Annotated in this window: 16 protein-coding genes and 1 pseudogene; 4 read left to right on the top strand and 13 right to left on the bottom strand. The window is 75.9% G+C overall.

The features are described from left to right. Positions 1-58: 58 nt before the first annotated feature. The 4 genes from O7603_RS02150 to O7603_RS02135 form a co-directional block, all read right to left on the bottom strand. Positions 59-1,717: a hypothetical protein gene (locus tag O7603_RS02150; RefSeq protein WP_281573976.1), complete on the bottom strand. Its 1,659-nt coding sequence runs from the start codon at positions 1,715-1,717 to the stop codon at positions 59-61. Between the two features lie 205 nt (positions 1,718-1,922). Beyond that, complete coding sequence (locus O7603_RS02145; RefSeq protein ID WP_281573975.1) at positions 1,923-4,013, bottom strand: amino acid transporter; 2,091 nt, start codon at positions 4,011-4,013, stop codon at positions 1,923-1,925. Between the two features lie 170 nt (positions 4,014-4,183). Continuing rightward, the gene (locus tag O7603_RS02140; RefSeq protein WP_281573974.1) at positions 4,184-4,954 is read right to left on the bottom strand and encodes a DUF5995 family protein; all 771 of its coding nucleotides are present in this window, start codon (positions 4,952-4,954) and stop codon (positions 4,184-4,186) included. Between the two features lie 149 nt (positions 4,955-5,103). Further along, the gene (locus O7603_RS02135) at positions 5,104-8,007 is read right to left on the bottom strand and encodes a helix-turn-helix transcriptional regulator (protein ID WP_281573973.1); all 2,904 of its coding nucleotides are present in this window, start codon (positions 8,005-8,007) and stop codon (positions 5,104-5,106) included. A gap of 188 nt (positions 8,008-8,195) precedes the next feature. On the opposite strand from O7603_RS02135, the gene O7603_RS02130 reads away from it, so the two are divergent. Then, on the top strand, positions 8,196-10,556 hold the full coding sequence (locus tag O7603_RS02130) for an adenylate/guanylate cyclase domain-containing protein (RefSeq protein WP_281573972.1): 2,361 nt from the start codon (positions 8,196-8,198) through the stop codon (positions 10,554-10,556). Positions 10,557-10,711: 155 nt separating this feature from the next. On the opposite strand, the gene O7603_RS02125 is transcribed toward O7603_RS02130, so the two are convergent. The 5 genes from O7603_RS02125 to O7603_RS02105 all read right to left on the bottom strand — a co-directional run bounded on the left by O7603_RS02125 (position 10,712) and on the right by O7603_RS02105 (position 15,396). Further along, positions 10,712-11,278, bottom strand: coding sequence for a dienelactone hydrolase family protein (locus tag O7603_RS02125; RefSeq protein ID WP_281573971.1), 567 nt, complete (start codon positions 11,276-11,278; stop codon positions 10,712-10,714). A gap of 49 nt (positions 11,279-11,327) precedes the next feature. Then, on the bottom strand, positions 11,328-12,437 hold the full coding sequence (locus tag O7603_RS02120; RefSeq protein WP_281573970.1) for a nucleotide disphospho-sugar-binding domain-containing protein: 1,110 nt from the start codon (positions 12,435-12,437) through the stop codon (positions 11,328-11,330). A 53-nt stretch (positions 12,438-12,490) separates the two neighbouring features. Beyond that, a complete protein-coding gene (gene paaI / locus O7603_RS02115; RefSeq protein ID WP_281576576.1) occupies positions 12,491-12,910 on the bottom strand; it encodes a hydroxyphenylacetyl-CoA thioesterase PaaI in 420 nt (139 codons plus the stop codon). A gap of 31 nt (positions 12,911-12,941) precedes the next feature. Continuing rightward, positions 12,942-14,249, bottom strand: a complete 1,308-nt coding sequence (gene paaK, locus O7603_RS02110; RefSeq protein WP_281573969.1) for a phenylacetate--CoA ligase PaaK — start codon at positions 14,247-14,249, stop codon at positions 12,942-12,944. 181 nt (positions 14,250-14,430) lie between these two features. Continuing rightward, positions 14,431-15,396: a zinc-binding dehydrogenase gene (locus O7603_RS02105; protein ID WP_281573968.1), complete on the bottom strand. Its 966-nt coding sequence runs from the start codon at positions 15,394-15,396 to the stop codon at positions 14,431-14,433. 247 nt (positions 15,397-15,643) lie between these two features. Between O7603_RS02105 and O7603_RS02100 the strand changes: the two genes are divergently transcribed. The 3 genes from O7603_RS02100 to crcB all read left to right on the top strand — a co-directional run bounded on the left by O7603_RS02100 (position 15,644) and on the right by crcB (position 17,409). After that, a complete protein-coding gene (locus tag O7603_RS02100) occupies positions 15,644-16,402 on the top strand; it encodes a class I SAM-dependent methyltransferase (protein WP_281573967.1) in 759 nt (252 codons plus the stop codon). Positions 16,403-16,529: 127 nt separating this feature from the next. Next, complete coding sequence (locus tag O7603_RS02095) at positions 16,530-17,012, top strand: CrcB family protein (protein WP_281573966.1); 483 nt, start codon at positions 16,530-16,532, stop codon at positions 17,010-17,012. 34 nt (positions 17,013-17,046) lie between these two features. Continuing rightward, positions 17,047-17,409: a fluoride efflux transporter CrcB gene (gene crcB, locus O7603_RS02090; RefSeq protein ID WP_281573965.1), complete on the top strand. Its 363-nt coding sequence runs from the start codon at positions 17,047-17,049 to the stop codon at positions 17,407-17,409. A gap of 176 nt (positions 17,410-17,585) precedes the next feature. On the opposite strand, the pseudogene O7603_RS02085 reads toward crcB, so the two are convergent. From O7603_RS02085 to cobJ, 4 genes and pseudogenes are all read right to left on the bottom strand, one after another. Beyond that, a pseudogene (locus tag O7603_RS02085) lies at positions 17,586-18,464 on the bottom strand (sirohydrochlorin chelatase); the annotation flags it as partial. Continuing rightward, complete coding sequence (locus O7603_RS02080) at positions 18,461-19,066, bottom strand: precorrin-8X methylmutase (RefSeq protein ID WP_281573964.1); 606 nt, start codon at positions 19,064-19,066, stop codon at positions 18,461-18,463. The pseudogene O7603_RS02085 and the gene O7603_RS02080, both read right to left, overlap by 4 nt. Next, positions 19,063-19,260 carry a 4Fe-4S binding protein gene (locus tag O7603_RS02075; protein ID WP_281573963.1) on the bottom strand — a complete coding sequence of 66 codons (198 nt, stop codon included), beginning with the start codon at positions 19,258-19,260 and terminating at the stop codon, positions 19,063-19,065. The genes O7603_RS02080 and O7603_RS02075 overlap by 4 nt, the downstream gene beginning before the upstream one ends. Next, a complete protein-coding gene (gene cobJ / locus O7603_RS02070; protein WP_281576575.1) occupies positions 19,248-21,017 on the bottom strand; it encodes a precorrin-3B C(17)-methyltransferase in 1,770 nt (589 codons plus the stop codon). Before cobJ ends, O7603_RS02075 begins: the two co-directional genes overlap by 13 nt. Positions 21,018-21,097: the final 80 nt, after the last annotated feature.

Below are 21,097 nucleotides of genomic sequence, written 5' to 3'. Positions count from 1 at the left end.
CCCGCGGCGATCGGGAGATCACCGCGGGCGGCGCGCGCGCCCCGGAGCGGGTACGACGTCAGCGGAAGCAGTGAGCGACCGGAGCGGCGTTGCCCACGCAGTTCGTGGGCTCGTTCTCGACGATGACGCTTTCGTCGTCGATCCGGACCCGAGTGTGGTGAGCGAAGACGCCGCCCGGCTGCGCCGTCGCGCTGTTCCCGGTGACCCTGCTGGTGTAGACGGACACCTGCCCCGCCGTGGCGTGGATCCCGCCACCCTTTGACGCGGCACCCGCCGCGTCGTTGCCGGTCACGTCGCTACCCCGGACGAGCAGGTTGGACTTGTCGGCGAAGATGCCGCCGCCGGCCCCGTGGGTGGTGTTCCCGGCCACGACGCTGTCGTCGATCGGGAGCAGACCCTTCACCGTCGAGATGCCGCCACCGTTGACCGTCGACTTGTTGTCCCGGATCGTCATCTTACGCAGCACGAGCACCGCGTCGGAGTTGGCCAGGCCCCCACCGACCTGCGCGGCGTTGCCGAGCACCTTGGTGTCGAAGACCTTGGTCCGGGCCGAGAAGCTGGCCAGCCCGCCGCCCTGGGCCGCGCTGTTCTGCGCGAAGGTGGTGGTCTCGACGTCGGCCGCGCCACGGTAGTTGCCGAGTCCACCGCCGTACGCGTTGGCGCTGTTGTGGTGGAACTGCGAGCGCCGCAGCGTCAGCACGCCGCCGTTGAGCAGGCCCCCGCCCTTGCCCGCGGCGCCGGCCGCGCTGTTGCCGACGAAGGTGCTGTCGCTGACCAACATGTTGCCGTCGTTGAAGATGCCGCCACCGCCGCCCTCCTTGGACAGGGAGGTGCTCTGCGTGACGGTGGTGTGTTCGATGACGGCCGTCGCGCCGTGCACGACGTGGACGGCGCCGCCCTCGATGGCCGAGCGCCCGTTGTGCAGCGTGACGTTACGCAGGAACAGCTCACCACCGTCGCGCACGGTGAAGAACCGGAAGGCCTCGGCCTGGGCGTCGCGGGCGATGGTGGCGCCCGCGCCGTCGATGGTGATCGGGTGGTAGATCACCGGTAGGCCGGCCTTGTCGTCCTCCGGCTTGCGCGGCGGCGCCTCGGCATCGCCCGGGGTCTCGGCGGCGTCGGCCGCCTCCCGGGCGTCGCGGATCCCGCCGTCGTACTCGTCGGCCTGGTGGAACGCCTGGCTCAGGGTGTACGTGCACCTCGACGCGAGCCGCAGCGATCCACCGCCCTCGGCGTTGACCTGCACCAGCGCCGCCACCAGCTTGGCCGCGTCGCAGGGCACCGAGACCACCTCGTGGGGCCCGGTCCCCGGACCGTTTCCGTGGCGGCCCGCACCGGTCTGACCCTCGCCGTTCCGACCCTCGCCGTCCTGGCGCTCGGCGGGCCGGTCGCCCGGCTGGCGGTTGTCAGCGCTGCGGCCGTCCTGCTCACCGCGCCCGTCGCCCTCCCGGCCGTCCGGTCGCCCGGCGCCGTCACCGGCCGGCTCGCTAGCCGTCGGGTCGGCGGTCTCGGCCGGCGGCTTGCCGGCGTCGTCGCCGTGCCGGACGTTCGCCGGTGTGGCGAGATCCGGCAGTTCGTGGTCGGCCGCCATGGCGGCGATCCCACCGGCACCGGCCGCCCCGACGACCAGGCTGCTCGCCAACAGTCCGCCGGCTAAGAACCACCGGGATCGTCGCCTGGGTCGTGCTGCCCGCCGGCCCCCTTGGTACGTGGACATCGTTCCTCCCTGCCTGCCTGACCCGACCGCGCCGAATGGGGCGCGAGGTGAGCGACGGGCCGTCAGCCCACCAGAAGCCACGATAGGTGGGCAATACGGACAGCGGGTCGTGAACGTGAATAGTGGTGCGATTCATCTCCGGCTCGCGCCGGCCGACGTGGTTCGGGCTCGGCCGAGGGCCGGACGCGCGCCTGCGGCGCCGCGCTCAGCCGCCGACGTGGATGCCAGGTCGGCGAGCGGGGTCGGGCTCGCTGCGGCGGATGATCTCGCGGACCACGGGCGGGGTGTCGCCGCGGCCCAGGATCAGGTACCGCAGCAGGTGCGCCAACGGGCTCCCCTCCGACCACTCGAAGTGGGCGTGCGGTCGGACGCCGGTGACGTCGCGCAGCGCCAGCAGGATCGCCGCGATGGCGTTCGGGGCCGCCGGGCTGCTGGCCCGCAGCACCCGGAAGCCACCGACCTCCACCCCGTGCACCCGCAGCACCTGGCTGAACTCGGACGGGTCGATCACGTCGATCTCGAGGAAGAGCACGTCCGCCGCGCCGGGCACTGGGTTCATCCCGCGCTGGGCCCGCTCCTTGACGGTGTACTCCTTCACCGCGCCGCTGTCGCGCTTGTTGGCGATCAGGTGCAGCCGGCCGTCATTCGCGAGGGACTCCTCGACGAACCGGCGGGCCGGCTCGTCGAACTCGATCCGCTCCGCCCGCAGCTCGGTGGTCCGGGACACCCGGGACACCAGCGAGACCGCGATGATGCCGAGGATGAACAGGCCGGAGATCGCGAGCCCGTCCGGGTGCTCGACGACGTTCTCGCCGAGCGCGTACAGCAACACCAGGGTGAGCACGGTGAAGCCGATGGCGGCGGCGCGCTGGAGGTGGCGGGCCGCGGAGATGGTCACCGCGATCGCGCCGGAGACCATCATGGCCAGGATCCCGGTGGCGTACGCGCCGGCCTGCGCGTTGACGTCGGCCCGGAAGGCGACCGTGATCGCCACGCTGAGCAGCGTGTAGACCAGGACGACCGGGCGCACCGCCCGCCCCCACTCCGGCGCCATGCCGTACGAGGGCAGGTAGCGCGGCACGATGTTGATCAGGCCGGCCATCGCCGAGGCGCCCGCGAACCAGAGGATCAGCACGCTGCTGATGTCGTACACGGTGCCGAATCCCTCGCCGAGGTGGGCGTGCGCGAGGAAGGCCAGGGCCCGCCCGTTGGCCGCCCCGCCGGGACGGAACTCGTCGGCGGGGATCAGCGTGATCGTGACGAAGGTGCTCAGCAGCAGGTACACCGACATGATCAGCGCGGCGGTGGTGAGCAGCTTCCGGGTGTTGCGGATCCGTGCCGCGAGCTTCGCCTCGGTGTCCGCCCCGGTCGCCGAGACCAGTGGCATCATGCTCACCCCGGTCTCGAATCCGGAGAGCCCCAGCACCAGCAGCGGGAAGGCCAGCACGGCGGTGACCGTGAGGTCGACCGGGCCATCGAACGAGGTGAGCGCGCCGGTCCAGTCCGACAGCACGGCCGGGTCGTCGACGATCCGGACGATCGAGACGGCGACGATCACCGCGTTCAGCAGCAGGAAGGCGGCGACCAGCGGGATGGCCACCGCCACCGCCTCACGGAAGCCGAGCAGGAACACCCCGCCGAGGATCAGCAGCAGCACGACCGTGACCCCGACGGCCGCCGCCTGGGTGTCGGCGCCGGCCGGCAGGTACGGGTTCTCCAGCAGGTGCACGGTGGCGTCCGCGGAGGAGAGGGTGATCGTGATGATCCACGAGGTGGCCACGAAGCCGAGCAGGACCAGCACGAAGATCTTGCCGCGCCAGAACGGGAGCAGCCGTTCCAGCATCGCGACCGACCCCTGCCCGTGCGGGCTCTCCCGGGCCACCCGGCGGTACATCGGGAGCATCCCGCACAGGGTGAGCGCGACGATCAGCAGCGTCGCGACCGGGGAGAGCGCGCCGGCGGCCACCGCGGCGATGCCGGGCAGGTAGGACAGCGTGGAGAAGTAGTCGACGCCGGTCAGGCACATCACCTGCCACCAGGGGTGCGACCGCGTCTGCCCCTCGGTCGCCTCGGGGCCGACCGGCGGCACCCGGTGCCGGAACAGCCACGCGCGCAGCGCACCCGGCGGCGGCGCGGGACGGACCGGGCTCGGCACCCGCTCCGGGATCGTGACCCGGCGGCCGCCGGGCTCGGCGCGGCTGGGGTCGCGGGCCGCCCGCAGGGCCGGGTCGGGGCCGGTCGGACGCTGCCGACGACGGCGCGCACGACCCGGTTGTCCCCCGTGCTCGTCAGCCATGTCCCCGTCCCGACTCACCGCTCCTGACCCGACGGTAGGCGGTAGCCCGGGCGTCGCTCGCCGGAACCGGGGAAGCCGCGAAGACCGGCCAGCGCGGGGCCGGTCGCGTCGGCACGGACGCGTCCCCGCGTTCCGCCCCCCGGACGGAACGCGGGGACCCCCCGTCCCGGCTACTGCAGGAACGCCCCGAGGGGCGACAGCAGCAGCCGGCCGAGCGCGGCGGCGTTGTCGTCCAGCCGCGTACGCTCGCACTCGTGGGCGGCCGGGTCGTGCCGGCACCGCCAGATCTTCTGCGCGTTGCGCCAGGCCACATCGCGGGTGTACTCGACCAGCTCCCCCTGGTACCAGTCGTCGATGTCGCCGTTGAGCATGTCGATGAGCAGCTGCCACCGCTCCAGGTATCCCCGGCGCAGCCCGGGGATCTTCTCCGCGAAGATGTTGTTGATCTCTAGGTAGTCGCGGTGCTGGTCACTGCCGTCGACCGGCTCCGACTCGAGGTGGTCGAACGTGGTGACCAGCGCGAACGGCAGGTCGAAGTTGATGTGGGCGTTCACCCCGGCGGCCGCCGAGGGCAGCGGGCGGGCGTCCGGGCCGAACATCCGCTCGAACAGGCAGGACCAGGCCTTCGGGGTGCCCGGGCTGGAGTCGGTCCAGAGCCGCATCGCGTCGAAGTAGCGGGCGGCGAACTCCACGTCGAGCCGGGCGAGGAAGGCCGGGTCGACGAAACGGTCGTCGTAGAGCCCGTCCAGCACGGTCGTGGTGATGGTCAGGTAGAGCTTGTTGAAGTCGGCCAGCGGGCAGCTGTCGAGCAGCGGAGGCATCCGCACCAGCAGGTCCTGCAGCTTGGTGAGGTGATCGACCACCGCCGGCACGTCAGCGGGGTGATCGGCGAGCAGGTCGACGATGTCCCGATGCACGGGCCCCCAGACCGGTTCGGTCATCTTTCCTCCACAGTGGTCCACGGCACCTGGGTACCGCCGGCGACAGGGCACAGCCTTTCAGCCGATACCTGTCCGCCGGATCAGTAGAACGACGTATTACCTATGCGCCTCGGACGCGTCCGTCGCGTGCGGCGCCGCGGGCGCGTCGGTCACCCGCGACCGTTACGCAGGTAGATGGCGCTGGCCTGGACGCGGGTGCGGACCTGGAGCTTGTCGAAGATGTGCGACACGTGCACCCCGATGGTCCGCTCGCTGATGAACAGCCGCTGACCGATCTCCTTGTTGGTCAGCCCCTCGGCCACCGCGGCGAGCACCTCCCGCTCCCGCGCGGTGAGCACGGCCAGCTCGTCGTCGCCCGGCGCGGACTCCGCCGCGTCCCGGCCGCCGCGCGCCAGCTCACGCTGCTCCAGCGACACCCGGGCCCGGGCGGCCAACGTCTTGATCTCCGACGTCATCGGCACCGCGCCCAACCCCTGCGCCACCTGGTACGCCTCGCGCAGCAGCTTGCCGGCGGTCGCCACCCGACTGCGCCGGGCCAGCAACGCCTCGGCCTGCCGCAGTCGCGAGTACGCCGCCGGGTAGGGGTGGTTGCGCCGATCCCACTCGACCACCGACCGGGCCCACAGCTCCGGGTCGTTGCCGTCGAGCCGGCTCACCTCGGCGGCGCACAGCGCGAGGAAGCCGTCGACCACGTCGCGGACAGGCCGGGCGGCCTTCTCGCTCTTGCGGGACACCCGCTCGGCCACGTCGCGCAGCCGCCGTACCGCCGTCTCGTCGACGGCGACCGTCCGGCTGGCGTGCGCCTCGGCCTCGGCGCGCAGGCCGTGCCAGACCAGCGCGGCGAGGATCCCCACGTCGTCGGAGCGGATCTCGGTGAGACCACGCTGCACGGCCTGCCGGGCGAGGTCGTGGCGCCCCTGCCACATGGCCAGGCCGGCGCGCAGGGTGAGCAGCGGGATCACGTGCCGGGCGCCGCCACCCGCCAGCACGGTGGCCACCGAGTCGAGATCCCGGTCGGCCGCGTCGATGTCGCCGTAGCCGACCGACAGCCGGCAGCGGGCCAGCAGCAGCTCGACCGCGTCGGCGCCGGACGGACGGTGCCGCAGCGCGGCCGCGACCACCTTCTCGGCCTCGGCCCACTGCCCCACCCGGAACAGACCGTTGGTGGCGATGGCCAGCAGCCGGGTCTCCCAGGTGCGGCCGAGGCCCAGCTCGGCGACCCGCTCCGCGCCGCGGCGGGCGACCACGACACCCTCTTCGAGGATGTTCAGCGGGCCGGTGAGCAGCTCGGCCAGGTGCAGGTACGCGCACGCCACGTCCTCGGGCCGGCCCGCGCGCTCGGCCGTCGCCAGCGCCCGGCGCATCACCGCCAGGCCGGCGTCCGGGTCCTCCAGGTACGCCTCGCTGAAGCCCAGCGCCGCGCTGGCCAGCACCACCTCCGAGGTGGAGCCGTCCACCGCCGCGGCCAGGTCCAGCGCCTCCCGGGCCCGCTGGCCCGCGTCGGCGTACCGGCCGAGGTGCAGCAGCAGCTCCGCCAGGTGGGCGGCGGCGGTGGCCCGCTCCCGCGGTGTGCAGTCGGCGGCCTCCAGCGCCCGCCCGTACTCCTCCTCCGCCAGCGCGGACCGGCCGGCGGCGGCGAGATAGCGGGCCCGGCGGATGTGCAGCGCGCAGGACGACATGCCGTCGACCTTGGCCAGCTCCTCCAGCAGGGCCAGCGCCCGGGCGTGCTCACCGCTGTGGTGGGCGGCCTCGGCGGCGTGCCCGAGCAGGTCGGACCGGTCGACCGCGAACGGTCCACCGGCCGGGGTGTCGGCCAGCTGCAGCGCGACCGACCAGTGCCGGTGCGCCTCGGCGTAGCCGTGCAACCGCTCCGCCTCCTGTGCTGCGGCCATCGCCGCCGGCAGCGCCCGGGCCGGCTCACCGGCCAGCCGCCAGTGATGCGCCAGCCGCGCCTGGTGCAGCTCCGCCTCGGCCGAGGTGAGCGCCTCGGCGTAGCGCCGGTGCAGCGCGGAGCGCTCGGCCGGCAGCAACTCGTGTTCCAGCACCTCGGCGACGAGCCGGTGCCGCAGCCGGTAGCCGTCGTCCGCGCTCACCAGCAGCCGGTGTGCGACGGCGGCTCGGACCGCCTCGATCACCTCCTGCTCCGGCAGCCGCACCACCTGGGCCAGCAGCCAGTGCTCCACCGGCTCCACGCCGGCCGCGACGGCATGGACCACCGCGTGGGCGTGCTGGGGCAACGCGTCCACCCGGGCGAGGAAGATCTCCCGCAGGGTGTCGGAGAGCCCGTCGCGGCCGTCGCGCAGGTCGCGGGCCAGCTCCTCGACGACGAACGGGTTGCCGCCGCTGCGCCGCCAGATCTGCTCGGCGGCGTCGGTCGGCAGCACGCCGCCGACCACCGCGGCGGCGAGCTGCTCGGTGTCGGCCCGGTCCAGCGGGGCGAGGTCGCGCACCCGCACCGACCGCAGCCGCCGAAGCTCGGTGAGGACGCGGCGCAGCGGGTGCGCGCCCTGCAGCGACTCGGCCCGGACGGCGGCGAGCACCGAGAGCTGGAGGTCGCCGAGCCCGGCGAGCAGGTAGAGCAGCAGCTGGCGGGTGCTCCGGTCGACCCACTGCAGGTCGTCGAGGACGAGCACCAGCGGCCGGCCCTCGGCGATCAGGTGCAGCCCGCGGGAGACCCGCTCCAGCAGCGCGCCCGCGCCGTCCGGGCCGGCGGTCTCCTCGGCGAACATCTGCAGCAGGCCACGGACCGCCGACGACGTGCGGGCGTGCGAGGTGGACAGCTCGGCGTCGAAACGTCGCAGCGCCTGCAGCAACGGATGCAGCGGCGAGGCGTCGCCGATGTCCAGGCAGGAGCCGGTGAGCACCAGCGCGCCGGCGTCGCGCAGGTGCGCACCCGCCTCGCGCAGCAGCCGGGTCTTGCCCACTCCGCTCTCGCCGGTGAGGAAGACGGCTGCGGTGTGCCCCTGCGCGACGTCGTCGAGCAGCGCGGACCGGATCTCCCGCACCAGGTCGGCCCTGCCGACGAGCGGCGCGGTGTCCACATCGCTGGCCATGGCAAGCAGCCTAATCACACGTCCCCGCACTGTTCTACGGCCGCATCCCGCATGTGGTACTCCTCGCGTCGACATTGCGACCAAAGGTTGCGGCGGGCCGACATACGTCGTCCTACCGATCCCCCGTCGGCCCAGGAGTGCGAATCTCCGGAGGTCATCAGCCATCAAGCGGGGAAAGGGCAGGTGCGATGCCCCAATCCACGATCGTCGCCGCCGAGCCGCAGGTCCCGGCGCGACACTGGCCGGTGCCGGAGGAGAGACGGACCGTCACCGTCCTGTTCGTCGACATCGTCGGCTCCACCGCGCTGGTCGACCGGCTGGACCCCGAGGACGTGCGCGAGCTGCAGCGTGCGTACTTCGACACCGTCGCCCGGGTGCTGCGCCGGTGGCACGGGGTGGTGGAGAAGTACATCGGCGACGCGGTCATGGCCCTCTTCGGCGCCCGCGAGTCCGACGGGTTCGACGCGTACCGGGCGGTCCGGGCCGGGCTGGAGATCCAGCAGGCGCTCGACCGGCGGCCGCTGGTCGCCGGCACCACCATCCGGGTCCGGGTCGGCGTGGCCACGGGCGAGGCCGTGGTGGACCTGGCGGCGGCCCGCGACGGCGGTCACGGCGCGGCCAGCGGCGCGGTGATCACCACCGCGGCCCGGCTCCAGGAGTACGCCCCGCCGGCCGCGGTCGTCGTCTGCGCGGCCACCCACCGGGCCACCGCCGGGCTGGTGAAGCAGCGCCGACTCACCCCGGTGACGGTGCCCAACCGGGTGCCGCCGATGGGCGTCTGGCACGCGGTCGGCCCGGCCACCCCGCCGGTCCGTCGACACGACGGCCCGCTGGTCGGCCGTCGCCGCGAACTGGCCACCGCCCGGGACCAGATCGTCCGCGCCGTACGCGAGCGCAGCCCCCGCTGGGTGTCGCTGGTCGGGCCCTCCGGCAGTGGTCGCAGCCGGCTGCTGCACGAGCTGACCCGGGCGGTCGGCACGGTGGACGGGACGCCGGTGCGCTGGTGCGTGGCGTCCTGCCCGCCCTACCCGGACCAGCCGCTGGCCCCGGTGGCGGACCTGGTGCGCGGGCTCGCCCGCGCCGGCGCCGGAGAGCCCCTCCCGGCGGTACGTGAGCCGCTGGCCGCCGTCCTGGCGGGCCTGCTCGCGCCGGCCCGGCTGGCGGCGGCGCGGCCGGCGCTGGAGCGACTGCTCGCCGCGCCGGACGGCACCGCCGCCGCGGCGGAGGGGGTTGGCTGGTGCCAGGAGGTGCTGCTGCGCCTCGCGGCGCGCGGGCCGGTGGTGGTGGCCGTCGACGACCTGGACCGCGCCGCGCCGGCGGTCGACCGCTTCCTGCACGGGCTGTTCATCGCGGCGGCCGCCCGCGGACTACCGCTGGTGGTCGTCGCGCTGCACACGCCGGACCGCGCCGACGCGCTGGCCGTGGCATCGGACCGCGCCGACGCGCCGGCCGCGGCGCCGGACCGGCGGTGCCGGGTGTCGGTGGGCCCGCTCGCCCCGGTGCAGTCCGGCCGGCTGCTGCGCCATCTGCTGGCCCGGGCGGGCCAGCAGGTGAGCCTGGTCGACCGCCTGCTGCCGCTGGTCGGTGGCCTGCCCGGCCACGCCGAGGCGTACGTGCGGTCCCTGGTGGACGGGGCGGACCCGGTCGCGCCGCCCGTGCCCGACGACGTGCGCCGGGCGGTCGGTGCGGAGCTGGACCGGCTCGACGGCGTCGGACGCGCCGTGATGATGGCCGCCGCGACCCTCGGTGCCCGGTTCACGCCCGCGGCCGTGGAGCGGCTGCTCGGCTGGACGCCCGGCCGCGCCCGGCCGCTGCTGTACGCCCTCGTCGAGGCCGGCCTCGTCGTCACCCGCCCGGCCGGCACGTACGCGGTCCAGACCCCGGCGCTGCGCCAGGTGGCCGCCGACCGGCTCCCCCGCCGGGTCCGGGCCCGGTTCGCCCACCGCGCCGTGGGCGCCGACCCGGTCGGCCGCGCCGCGGGCGCCGAGGCGGTCGGCCACGTCACGCCGGCGCCGCACCGGACCGACGCCGTTCGGCCGGCGCCCCTGCGCGCGGCGCGCCCCGGACGGCCCGCGACCGTCCCGCCGTCCGGTCGTCGCTCCCCGGATCGGCCCGAGGCCGCGCCCAGGCCGGTTGATCCGGCCCGGCCGGCTGCCGCGCTCAGCGTGGTCGGGCCGGAAACACCGCGCGCCGCGATCGGCCCGGCGGTCCCGGTCGGCTCGGCCGGCCCGGCCGGTCCGGCCGCGGTCGCCTCGGTCGGCCCGCGCCGGCCCGGCAGGTCACCGGCCACGGTGACGCCGGCGCGGGGGGCCAGCTCGGACGCGCCCGTCGCGCCGCCGACGGAGGTGGCGCCGAATGCCGGGCCGGTCCCCCCGGTACGACGGCGGGGACCCGGCGCGGCGCGGGACGGCCATCCGGCGCAGCGCCGGCTCGTCGTGGTGCCGCTCGGCGCGCTCCCGGGACCGCCGGCGGAATCGGGCCCACCCGTGCGCCGGCCCGCGCCGCCCGGGTTGCCGGCCGGCCCCGTCCGTGCGTCGGCGGCCGCCTGAGCCCCCGCCCGCGGGTCAGCCCCGCGCCGGCGACGCGACTGCGGTGCGCCGCCGGGTAACCCGGGCGCCGCCAGCGCATGGTGCCGCGCCCTCGAGTCGGCCCCGGTGCGCCGTCGCGGGGCGCCGCGCCGTCGGGCCCGGCTGATGTCGGGCGTTCAACGGGCGTCGAGGAAGGACAGGACGCAGGCCCAGGTCGCCTCGGCCGCCGCGGCGTCGTGGTCGGGCACGTCCGGGTCGGTGAAGAGGTGGCCGGCGTTCGGGTAGCGGAACACCTCCAGCGCCGCCCCGGCCGCCGTCATCGCCCGGCGCCACTCGTCGAGCTCGTCCGGCGGTTCGTACTCGTCGGGGTCGGCGAGGTGCAGCTGCACGGGCAGGCCCGGGCGGACCGCCGTGGGCGAGCCGCCGGAGCCGTGCAGGAGCAGCAGGCCGGCCGCGGCCGGACGCTCCGCGAGCAGCGCCCCGGCAATCCCGGCCCCCATCGAGAAGCCGGCGAGCACCGTCTCCGGTGGCAGGTCGGCGACCGCCGCCCGGGCCCGGTCGAGCACCACGTCGTGGCCGATCTTCTCCAGCAGGGCGAACCCGTCCTCGACGGTGTCGGCGGCCGGAACGCCGTACAGGTCGGGGGCGACCACCTCATGCTCGGCGGCGCGCAACCGGTCGGCGGCGGCCAGGACGGCGGGCCGCAGCCCGTACACCGAGTGGAACAGCACGATGTGTGGCATTCGCCCATCCTGCCGCAGCGGGGCCGCGTCACGGCGCCGCCGGGCCGGGTCAGGGCAGGTCTTCGAGCCGGGCGACCAGGTCGGCCGGCGGCGGCATCGCGGCGATCTCCCGGCTGACCTCCCGCGCGGCCGCCCGCAGGGCCGGGTCGGTGACCAGCCGGGTGAGGGTCTCGGCGGTGATGTCCCGGGGCGGGACCGCGAGACCGGCCCCCCGGCGCGCCACCAGCTCCGCGTTCTGCCGCCGGTCACCCGGCCCGAACGTGGCCAGCTGCGGCACGCCGGCGGTGAGGGCATTGTAGACACTGCCCGCGCCGCCGTGGTGGACCAGCGCGGCGCTCGCCGGCAGGGCGGCGTGCAGCGGAATCCAGTCGACCGTCCGCACGTTGCCGGGCAGCGGCCGGCGGGCGGTGCGCGGGTCGGGCCGGACCAGCACGAACTCGGCGTCGACCCTGGCGGCGGCGGCCGCCACGGCGGGCATCGGCCAGGCTCCGCCCGGCCCGGTCAGGGTGCTGCGGCTGACCAGCACGCGGGGGCGCTCGCCCGGCTCCCGCAACCAGTCCGGCAGCTCCCCGCCGCCGACGTAGGACGCGTAGCGCATCGGCCAGCCGTCCTGCCGCAGCACGCTGGGCGGGGCGACGGCGATCGCGGCCGCCGGTGGGGGCAGCTCGGCCAGGCCGTGTCGACGCAGGGCGCCCGACAGCCGGGCGATGGTGGCCCGGCCCAGCTCCCGACCGTCGAAGAGGGCGTTCTCCTGGCGTACCGCCGGCACGCCGAGCCGGGCGGCGGCGACGGCGCCGGCCACCGCGAACGGCTCGTGCAGGACCAGGTCGGGCTTCCACTCGGTGGCCAGCGCGACCACGGGGTCGGTCAGCCGGTCGTTGAGTGCCCCGAACAGCAGCCCGGCGCCCCGGGTGCCGGCCGTCCCGGCCAACTCGGCCCGGGCGACGAGCGGGTGACGGGGCAGCACACGGAGGGCGATCCGGCCGAGGTCGAACCCGGGTGCGACGTCGTGCACCGGCAACCCGGACCGGGCGGCGGCCATGCCGTCGCCGCCGGTGGCGACGAGCACCTCGTGCCCGGCCTCGCGCAGCGCGGCGGCGAGCGGAATCATCGGGAAGACGTGGCCGATCAACGGTGCCGAGACCACCAGGACACGCATGGGCCGATCCTATGCGGACACCGCGCGCCCGGTGGTCCCGCGAAACGGCGGGATCAGGGCGCGGGTGGCGGCACGGCGCCGTCGGCGGGCGGCCGCGGCCGGTCACCGGCGAGCGTCCGGCTGCGCCCACGGAACTCGGCGACCACCTCGCCGTCGCCGCGGGTGACCGTGACGTCGTAGATGCCGCTGCGACCGTACCGGGTGCGCTCGGTGGCGCGGGCGGTCAGCAGGTCGCCGGCGCGGACCGGGCGGATGAAGGCGATCTCGCCGCCCGCCGCGACGGTGGCCGGTCCCCAACTGTTGCAGGCGAGCGCGAAGGCGGTGTCGGCCAGCAGGAAGACGAAGCCGCCGTGGGCGATGGCGTGCCCGTTCAACATGGTGCCGGTGACCCGCATCCGGGCGACCGCCGCCCCGTCGGCCGCCTCCACCAGTTCGATACCGAGCCCGCGGGAGGCCAGGTCGGCGTCGAACATGTCGTACGCGGCGTTGCGCTCCTCCCCCACGTCAGCGGCCCCGCCGCTGGTCGACGATCCGCCGCATCTTCCCCATCGACCGCTCCACGCCGTCCGGGGCGGTCACCTCGACCGCCACGCTCACCCCGATGGTGTTCTTGACCAGGTCGACCAGCACCGCGCCGGCCCGCTCGGCGGCGTCGACCGCCACCCCGGCCCGCCGCTCGACCCGCACGGTCAGGGTGTCCATCCGTCCATGCCGGTCCAGCACGCACTGGAAGTGCGGGGACAGTTCGGGGGTACGCAGGATCAGCTCCTCGATCTGGGTCGGGAAGACGTTGACCCCGCGGACGATCATCATGTCGTCGGTCCGCCCGGTGATCTTCTCGATCCGCCGCATCGGCCGGGCGGTGCCCGGCAGCAGGCGGGTCAGGTCCCGCGTGCGGTAGCGGACGACCGGCATCGCCTCCTTGGTCAGCGAGGTCAGCACCAGCTCACCCGGCTCACCGTCGGGCAGCACCTCGCCCGTGACCGGGTCGATGATCTCGGGGTAGAAGTGGTCCTCCCACAGGTGCAGCCCGTCCTTGGTCTCGACACACTCGTTGGCGACGCCGGGGCCCATCACCTCGGAGAGCCCGTAGATGTCCACGGCGTGCATGTCGAGGCGCTGCTCCATCTCCCGGCGCATGTCCTCGGTCCACGGCTCCGCGCCGAAGATGCCGACCTGCAGCGAGGTGGCGCGCGGGTCGACACCCTGGCGCTCCATCTCGTCGACGATCGCCAGCATGTAGCTGGGGGTGACCATGATGACCTCGGGCTCGAAGTCCCGGATCAGCATCACCTGCCGCTCGGTCATGCCGCCGGAGACCGGGATGACGGTGCAGCCCAGCTCCTCCGCGCCGTAGTGCGCGCCCAGGCCGCCGGTGAACAGGCCGTAGCCGTACGCGACGTGCACCCGGTCGCCCGGCCGCCCGCCGGAGGCGCGGATGGACCGGGCCATCAGCCGGGCCCAGGTGGTCAGGTCCGCGCGCGTGTAGCCCACCACGGTGGGCCGACCGGTGGTGCCGGAGGAGGCGTGTACCCGAGCGACCTGCTCCCGGGGCACGGCGAACATGCCGAACGGGTAGTTCTCCCGCAGCTCGGCCTTGCCGGTGAACGGAAACCGGGCCAGGTCGTCGAGGTCGCGGAGGTCGTCGGGGTGCGCCCCGGCGTCGTCGAACGCGCGCCGATAGTGCGGGACGTTGTCGTACGCGTGCCGCAGCGACCAGCGCAGCCGCTCGCGCTGCACCGACCGCAGCTCGTCGACGCCGGCCCGCTCGATCGGTTCCAGCTCCTCGGGACGGGGGGCCCGCTCCTGCATCGGTTCCTCCTGCACGGCGACGGTGGGCGCCGTTCGGCTCCCGCGCCCGCCGATCCGCGTACCGTACGCCGACCCGGGCCGGCAACCATCGGGGGGTGCCCGCCGCCCGCCACGACCCCGGGGGCCGCCGCGCGCCGGGAGCGTGCGGACGGGTGAGCCGTGCCGGGCCGGCGGCGGCCGGTCAGACGGTGAGGAGCGTCTTGCCGATCGCCGACCGGTCCTCGATCGCCCGGTGCGCGTCCGCGGCCCGGTCGAGGGGGAACGTCTGCCCGATCAGGGGCCTGATCCGGCCCGCCGCGGCCGCGTCGAGCGTGGCGCGCAGGTAGCGGCGCCGGCGCTCGGGGGTGAACTGGACGTCGGCGATGCCGACCACGCGGACGCCCCGCGACCGGGCCGCGTCGACGTCGGGCACCGCGAACGCGCCCGCCGGGGTGCCGTGGGCGGAGAACCAACCGCCGTCGTGGACCAGCGCGAACGCCGCCCGGCCGTACTCGCCACCGGCACCGTCGAGGACGACGTCCAGCCCGCCGGTGGCGGCGCGGACCCGGCCGGTCCAGTCCGGCTCGGCGTAGTCGACCGCGAGGTCCGCGCCGAGCCGGTAGAGCGCCTCGCGCTTGGCCTCGCCGCGGGCCGCCGCGACGACGTACGCGCCGCCCGCGCGTACCTGCTGGACGAGCAGGGCGCCCAGTCCGCCGGCGGCCGCGGTGACGAGCACCCGGTCACCGGCGCGCACCGGCACCAGGTCGAGCAGCCCGGCCGCGGTCACCCCGTCGTGCAGCAGGGCGGCGGCGTCCGCCAGGCCGACCTCCTCGGGTACGGGCAGCACCCCGTCGACCGCCGCCACGGCGCGCTCCAGGTAGCCGCCGCGCGCGTCGGTGCGGGTGACGACCCGCCGCCCGACCCAGGCCGGGTCGACGCCGGGGCCGACCACGCCGACCGTCCCGGCCACGCCGACCCCGGGCCGGTAAGGCGGGACGACCGGGAAGTGGTCGCCGCCCGCGCCGCGACGGATGGCCGTCTCGACCCAGAGCACGTCCGCGGCGGCCACCTCGACCAGGAGTTCGCCCGCCCCGGGCACCGGCTCGGGCGCCTCGGCCAGCGTCAGCACCTCCGGGCCGCCGAAGGCCCCCACCTCGATCACCCGCACGTCGTCCTCCGCCTCGCTCGTCGGTAGGACCAGCCTCGACGCTGAAGTGGGGTTGAGGTCAACCGGTCGCGCGGTGACGTAGCTCGCCCGACGGTCAGCGGGCGGACCGGTGGCAGAGCTGACACGCGGGGCCCCGGACGGCGTCCGGGGCCCCGCGGCCGATCATCGCCCTGCCATCTTCTCCTAGTTGCATATCATTGGCAACAAGTCTGGACACCGGACTTGCCCTGTAACTAGCCTGTCGTTCATGAGTCCTTACATCACGGATGCGGCCGCCTGGCAGGAGAGCTGGGACCGGCAGCAGGAGGCATACCTGCCGGACCGCGAGCACCGCTTCACGGCCCTGCTCGACGCCGTCGACGCGGTCACCGACGGCGCCCCGCCACGGGTGCTCGACCTGGCCGGGGGCACCGGCACCATCTCGCTGCGCACGCTCGCCCGCTTCCCCGGCGCCGAGGTGACCCTGCTCGACCTGGACCCGGCGCTGCTCGCCATCGCGGAGGTGTCGCTGGCCGACCGCGCCACCGTGGTCACCGCCGACCTGGGCCGCCCCGACTGGGTGACGGCGCTCCCGCACCAGGAGTACGACGCGGTGCTGACCGCCACCGCCCTGCACTGGCTGCCCGCCGACCGGCTCGCCCGGCTCTACGCGGAGATCCGCGGCGTGCTGCGCCCGGGCGGGATCTTGGCCAACGCCGACCACATGCCCGACGACGGCCTCCCCGAGCTGACCAAGCGGCTCACCGCCCGCGCGCAGTCCCGCCGCGCCGCCCGGTACGCGACCGGCGCGGTCCTCTCCTGGTCGGACTGGTGGGACCGGGCGGGCGCCGACCCGGCCCTCGCCCCGCTCGTCGAGCGCCGGCACGCGATCTACCCGACCGGGCACAGTCCGGAGTGGAACCCCCCGGTGTCGTGGCACCTGGCCGCGCTGACCGACGCCGGCTTCACCGAGGTCGGCACCCTCTGGCGTGGCGGCGCGGACGCCGCGGTCGTCGCACTCCGCTGACCCCGCCCCCACGGCAGGCATATCCTGACCTCCCGCGATCTTGCACGTGGTGCCTCGGCCTTCCGGACATCCGGCGCAAGTCAGGGGCCGAGACTGCAAGATCGCGGGTGGGGTACGGGGAGGGCCGGTGACCGAGCCATCGGGGCGGCGGGTGGATCCCGACGTCGACCTCGCCGTCTCCCGGGACCGGACGGAGTTGACCGGCCACCCGGCGGCGGTGCTCGGCGCGATCGCCGCCGGCGGGGTGCTCGGCGCGCTGGCCCGGGCCGGCCTCCAGGCGGCGTTCCCGCACGGTCCGACCGGCTTCCCGGGAGCCACCTTCGCCGTCAACGTCAGCGGCTGCCTGCTGATCGGCGTGCTCATGGCGGTCCTCCGGCGGCGCGGCGGCGGGCCGCCGCTGGCCCGGCCGTTCCTCGGCGTCGGAGTGCTCGGCGGGTACACCACCTTCTCCACCTATGCGGTGGACGTGCGGCAGGCGCTCGCCGCCGGCGCACCCGGGGTGGCGCTGGCCTACCTCGCGGCGACCCTGGTCGGGGCGCTGCTCGCGGTGTGGGCCGGCGACGCCCTCACCGGCCGTCTGCTCGACCGCGCGGAACGGCGGGTCCGGTGATACCGGCCGACCCGGCCGCGGACCGGGGCGCCCGGTGACCGTGCTGCTCGTCGCGCTCGGCGCGGCCGTCGGGGCGCCGCTGCGCTACCTCGCCGACCGGGCCGTGCAGGCCCGGTTCGGGTCGGCCTTCCCGTGGGGCACGCTGACCGTCAACGTGGCCGGCTCGCTGCTGCTCGGGGTCCTGGTGGGACTGCCGACCAGCCCGGCGGTCACCGCGCTGGTCGGCACCGGCTTCTGCGGCGCGCTCACCACCTGGTCCACCCTCAGCTACGAGACGCTCCGGCTGGCCCGAGCCGGCGACCGGCTGCCCGCTCTGGCCAACGTGCTCGGCAGCGTGGCCGCGGGGCTGGCCGCCGCCACCGCCGGATACGCCCTCGCCCACGCCCTCGCCGGCTGACCCGCCCGGCGACCGCCGCCGTCCGGACCGCCCACGCCCGCCGGCTGGCCCGGCCGTCAGCCGGTCGGCTCGCGCCGTGCGACCCCGACCCCGACCACGGCCGGCGGACCGACGTGCGCCCCGGCGGCGACCGCGCCGCGACCGGCGTGGTGATCGTGATGGTCGGGCCCGTGGTCGTGGTGATGGTGGTGGTGGCCGCCCACCGGGTCGTCGGGGTGGTCGTGCGGGGTCTGCGGCCGCCCGACCTTGTCGGCGAAGCCGGGCATCAGCACCCGGTACGCGCAGGTGTCGCAGTTCATCCGGATGTCCCCGCGCAGCGCCTCGGCGTACCGCTCGAGCACCAGGTCGGCGAGCGGGTCGCAGTCGCCGATCAGGTCGGCCACCCGCACGTCGAGGTCCGGGTGCGCCGCGGCGTACGCGGCCGACTGGGCCACGATCCGGTCCGGCAGCACCCCGGCGAACAGGAAGTACGGCGCCACCACGATCCGCCGGGCGCCGAGCCGGCGCAGCCGGTCCAGGACCGCCGGCACCGACGGTTGCGCGAGCGAGATGAAGCCCGGCTCGACGCCGGCGTAGCCGCGCCCCTCCCAGAGCAGGCGGGCCACCTTCGCCACCTCCGCGTTGGCGTCGGGATCGGTGGAGCCCCGCCCGATCAGCGCGACCCAGGTGTCCGCCCGGTCCGTTCCGGCGAGGGCCGCGTCGATCCGCTGCTCCAGCACCTCGTGCAGCAGCGGGTGCGGGCCGAGCGGCCGCCCGTACGCGTAGGTCAGCCCCGGGTGACGGGCCCGCTCCCGGGCCAACGCGGCCGGGATGTCGCCCTTGCCGTGCCCGGCGGCGGTCAGCACCAGCGGCAGCGCGACCAGCGCCCGGTGACCGTGCCCGACCAGGGCGCCGACCGCGTCGGTGAGCGGCGGGCGGGACAGCTCGATGAAGCCGCCCTCGACGTCGGCGACGGCGCCGGCGGCCCGGCCGCGGACCCGGTCGACAAGAGCGGCGAACTGGTCGACCCCGGCCGCGCTGCGCGTGCCGTGCCCGACGATGACCAGCGCGGTCATGCCTGTTCCTCCCAGTAGAGCAGGGCGTTGACGGCGGCGGCGGCGACCGCCGAGCCGCCCTTCTCGCCCCGGTTCGACACCGCCGGCAGGCCGCTGTCCCGCAGCGCCGCCTTGGACTCGGCGGCGCCGACGAAGCCGACCGGAAGGCCGACGACCAGCGCCGGGCGCGCGTCCAGGGTGATCAGTTCGGTCAGCGCGGTGGGCGCGCAGCCCACCACCCAGACCGCGCCGGGGCCGACCCGGTCCAGGGCGATCCGCACCGCCGCGGCGGAGCGGGTGATGCCGGCCGACCGGGCCAGGTCGGCGGCGGCCGGCTCGCCGACCGGGCAGACCGCCTCCCGGCCGGTGATCCCGGCCGCGACCATCGCCACGTCGGTCACCAGCGGCGCGCCGCCGCGCACGGCCGCCACCCCGGCCTCCAGCGCCACCTCGTCGCAGACCAGGTCGGTGACGTAGTCCAGGTCCGCGCTGGCGTGCACCACCCGCTCGGTCACCGCGCGGGTCAGCGGCGGCAGGTGGCTCAGGTCGACCCGGGAGCGCAGGATCCGGTACGACAGCTGCTCGATCGGGTGCACCACCCGGCTGACGGGGACGGTACTCATCGGACTCCTCCGGGACGGTCGGGGTCGGTGGCGCGGATGGCGTCCACGGGGCAGATCTCCAGGCATTCCAGGCAGCCGGTGCAGCGGTCGTCGCGTACGGTCAGGCCGCCGGGGACCGGCCGGATCGCGTGGGTCGGGCAGGTGAGCAGGCACGCCCCGCAGCCCTGGCAGGGGCCGATGGTCACGACCGCCACCGGTACCCCCGCGGCGTGACCATCCGGCCGGCGACCAGCCGGGTGTCGCTGTTGCCGACCACCACGACGCTGTACATGTCGACCACGGCCGGGTCGAGGTCGGCCAGGGTCGCGAGGTGCACCCGCTCACCGGGGCGGCTGGCGTTGCGCACCACGCCGACCGGCGTCGACGGTGGGCGGTGCCGACCGAGGATGGCCAGCGCGGCGCCGAGCTGCCAGTCCCGGGCGCGGCTGCGCGGGTTGTAGATCAGCACCACGAAGTCGCCCTCGGCGGCGGCGGCCAGGCGGCGCTCGATGACCTCCCACGGCGTGTGCAGGTCCGAAAGGCTCAGGTAGGCATGGTCGTGGCCGAGCGGGGCGCCGAGCAGCGCGCCGGCCGCGAGCGCGGCGGTCACCCCGGGCACCCCGACCACGTCGATGCGCGCGTCGGCGTACTCCAGGGCGGGGCTCGCCATCGCGTACACCCCGGCGTCACCGGAGCCGACCAGCGCCACCGCCCGCCCGGCGGCGGCCTCGGCCACCGCCGCCCGCGCCCGCGCCTGCTCCGCGCCGAGCCCGCTGGTCAGGACCCGGGTGCCCGGGCGGAGCAGGTCGCGCACCTGGTCGACGTACTGGTAGAGGCCGACCACCACGGCGGCCCGGCGCAGCTCGTCGACCGCGCGCGGGGTGCGCAGGTCGGGCGCGCCGGGCCCGAGCCCCACGAGGGCCAGCCGGCCGCGCGGGGCGTGCCGGGCGACCGCCACGGTGGCCATCGCCGAAGCGGTCTTCGGCACCAGCAGCTCCGCGTCGTCGGGCCGGCCGGTCACGCCGAGCAGCGCGGCGGCCTCCGCGACGCTCGGCGTGCCGACCACCGCGCGGACCACCTCGCTGGGGTGCGGCACGTCGACCGCCGCCAGCTCCGCCGCCGGCCGGGTCAGCAGGCGTACGCCGAGCGCGTCGGCGGTCGCCCGGATGCCGGCCTCGTCGGCCTTGACGTCGGCGCTGGCCAGGCAGCGCAGGCTGGCCGGGCTGAGCCCGGCGTCGGCGAGCACCCGGTGCAGCAGGTCGCGAACCTCGCCGCCCGGTACGCCCCGGCTGCCGCCGACGCCGGCGACCAGCGACGGCGGCCGGAGCACCGCGGTCCGCCCGTCGAGCGGCACGACCCGGTCGGTGACCAGGAGCCGGTACTCACCGTCAGGCCGGCTCGGGGCTGGCGTGGCGTCGTCGTGCCGCGCGCTGCTGCGCGGCTCGCTGTGAGTGCGGCGCGGCGGCGCGACCGGGTCCGGACGGACATTCTCCGGCATTGCGGGCAGCGGCCAGACGGCGTCGGCGACCAACCGGACCGGCTCGCCGTCGAGGATGGCCCGCGAGACGGCGGCGACCGCGCCCTCGACCGGCCAGCCGAGCGTGTCCAGCCCGGGCAGGCCGACAGCATCGGTGGCGGTGGTGACCACCGGGACGGCGTCGAGCAGCGCGGCCACCCGGGCGGCGAGGGCGTTGCCCCCGCCGGCGTGCCCACCGAGCAGCGCGACCGCGTGCCGGGCCGCCTCGTCGACCACCACCACCGCCGGGTCGGTGCGCTTGTCACCGAGCAGCGGCGCGAGGACGCGCACCACCGCCCCGGTGGCCAGGAACGCCACGACCGCGTCGCACCCCGTCCACGCGGTCCGCAGCGCGTCGGCGACGCTCTGCCCCGTCACGAGCCGGGCCCCGGGCCAGGCGTCGGCGAGCACTGCCGCGTGCCGGCGGCCGGCGGCGGTGGCGGCGACCAGCCCGATCCGGACCGGGTCCGCCCGGAACGTGCCGTCCTCCGGGCTGGCGACGGCGACTGCACGGGTCGCCGGGCCGACGACGGAGC

The sequence above is a fragment of the Micromonospora sp. WMMD812 genome (assembly GCF_027497215.1).
Lineage (GTDB): Bacteria > Actinomycetota > Actinomycetes > Mycobacteriales > Micromonosporaceae > Micromonospora.
Note: the sequence above shows the minus strand (reverse complement) of the source record. Positions and strands in the feature narration are given on the sequence as shown.

What these genes read in the sequence shown, in the direction of transcription:
- O7603_RS02120 (WP_281573970.1), bottom strand. Translation starts at nt 12,437, where the DNA reads ATGCGTGTCCTGGTGGTCTCGGCACCGTTGATCGGCCACGTCTTCCCG.
- O7603_RS02150 (WP_281573976.1), bottom strand. Translation starts at nt 1,717, where the DNA reads ATGTCCACGTACCAAGGGGGCCGGCGGGCAGCACGACCCAGGCGACGA.
- O7603_RS02135 (WP_281573973.1), bottom strand. Translation starts at nt 8,007, where the DNA reads ATGGCCAGCGATGTGGACACCGCGCCGCTCGTCGGCAGGGCCGACCTG.
- O7603_RS02080 (WP_281573964.1), bottom strand. Translation starts at nt 19,066, where the DNA reads ATGAGTACCGTCCCCGTCAGCCGGGTGGTGCACCCGATCGAGCAGCTG.
- O7603_RS02125 (WP_281573971.1), bottom strand. Translation starts at nt 11,278, where the DNA reads ATGCCACACATCGTGCTGTTCCACTCGGTGTACGGGCTGCGGCCCGCC.
- O7603_RS02145 (WP_281573975.1), bottom strand. Translation starts at nt 4,013, where the DNA reads ATGGCTGACGAGCACGGGGGACAACCGGGTCGTGCGCGCCGTCGTCGG.
- paaK (WP_281573969.1), bottom strand. Translation starts at nt 14,249, where the DNA reads ATGCAGGAGCGGGCCCCCCGTCCCGAGGAGCTGGAACCGATCGAGCGG.
- O7603_RS02140 (WP_281573974.1), bottom strand. Translation starts at nt 4,954, where the DNA reads ATGACCGAACCGGTCTGGGGGCCCGTGCATCGGGACATCGTCGACCTG.
- O7603_RS02100 (WP_281573967.1), top strand. Translation starts at nt 15,644, where the DNA reads ATGAGTCCTTACATCACGGATGCGGCCGCCTGGCAGGAGAGCTGGGAC.
- O7603_RS02130 (WP_281573972.1), top strand. Translation starts at nt 8,196, where the DNA reads ATGCCCCAATCCACGATCGTCGCCGCCGAGCCGCAGGTCCCGGCGCGA.
- paaI (WP_281576576.1), bottom strand. Translation starts at nt 12,910, where the DNA reads ATGTTCGACGCCGACCTGGCCTCCCGCGGGCTCGGTATCGAACTGGTG.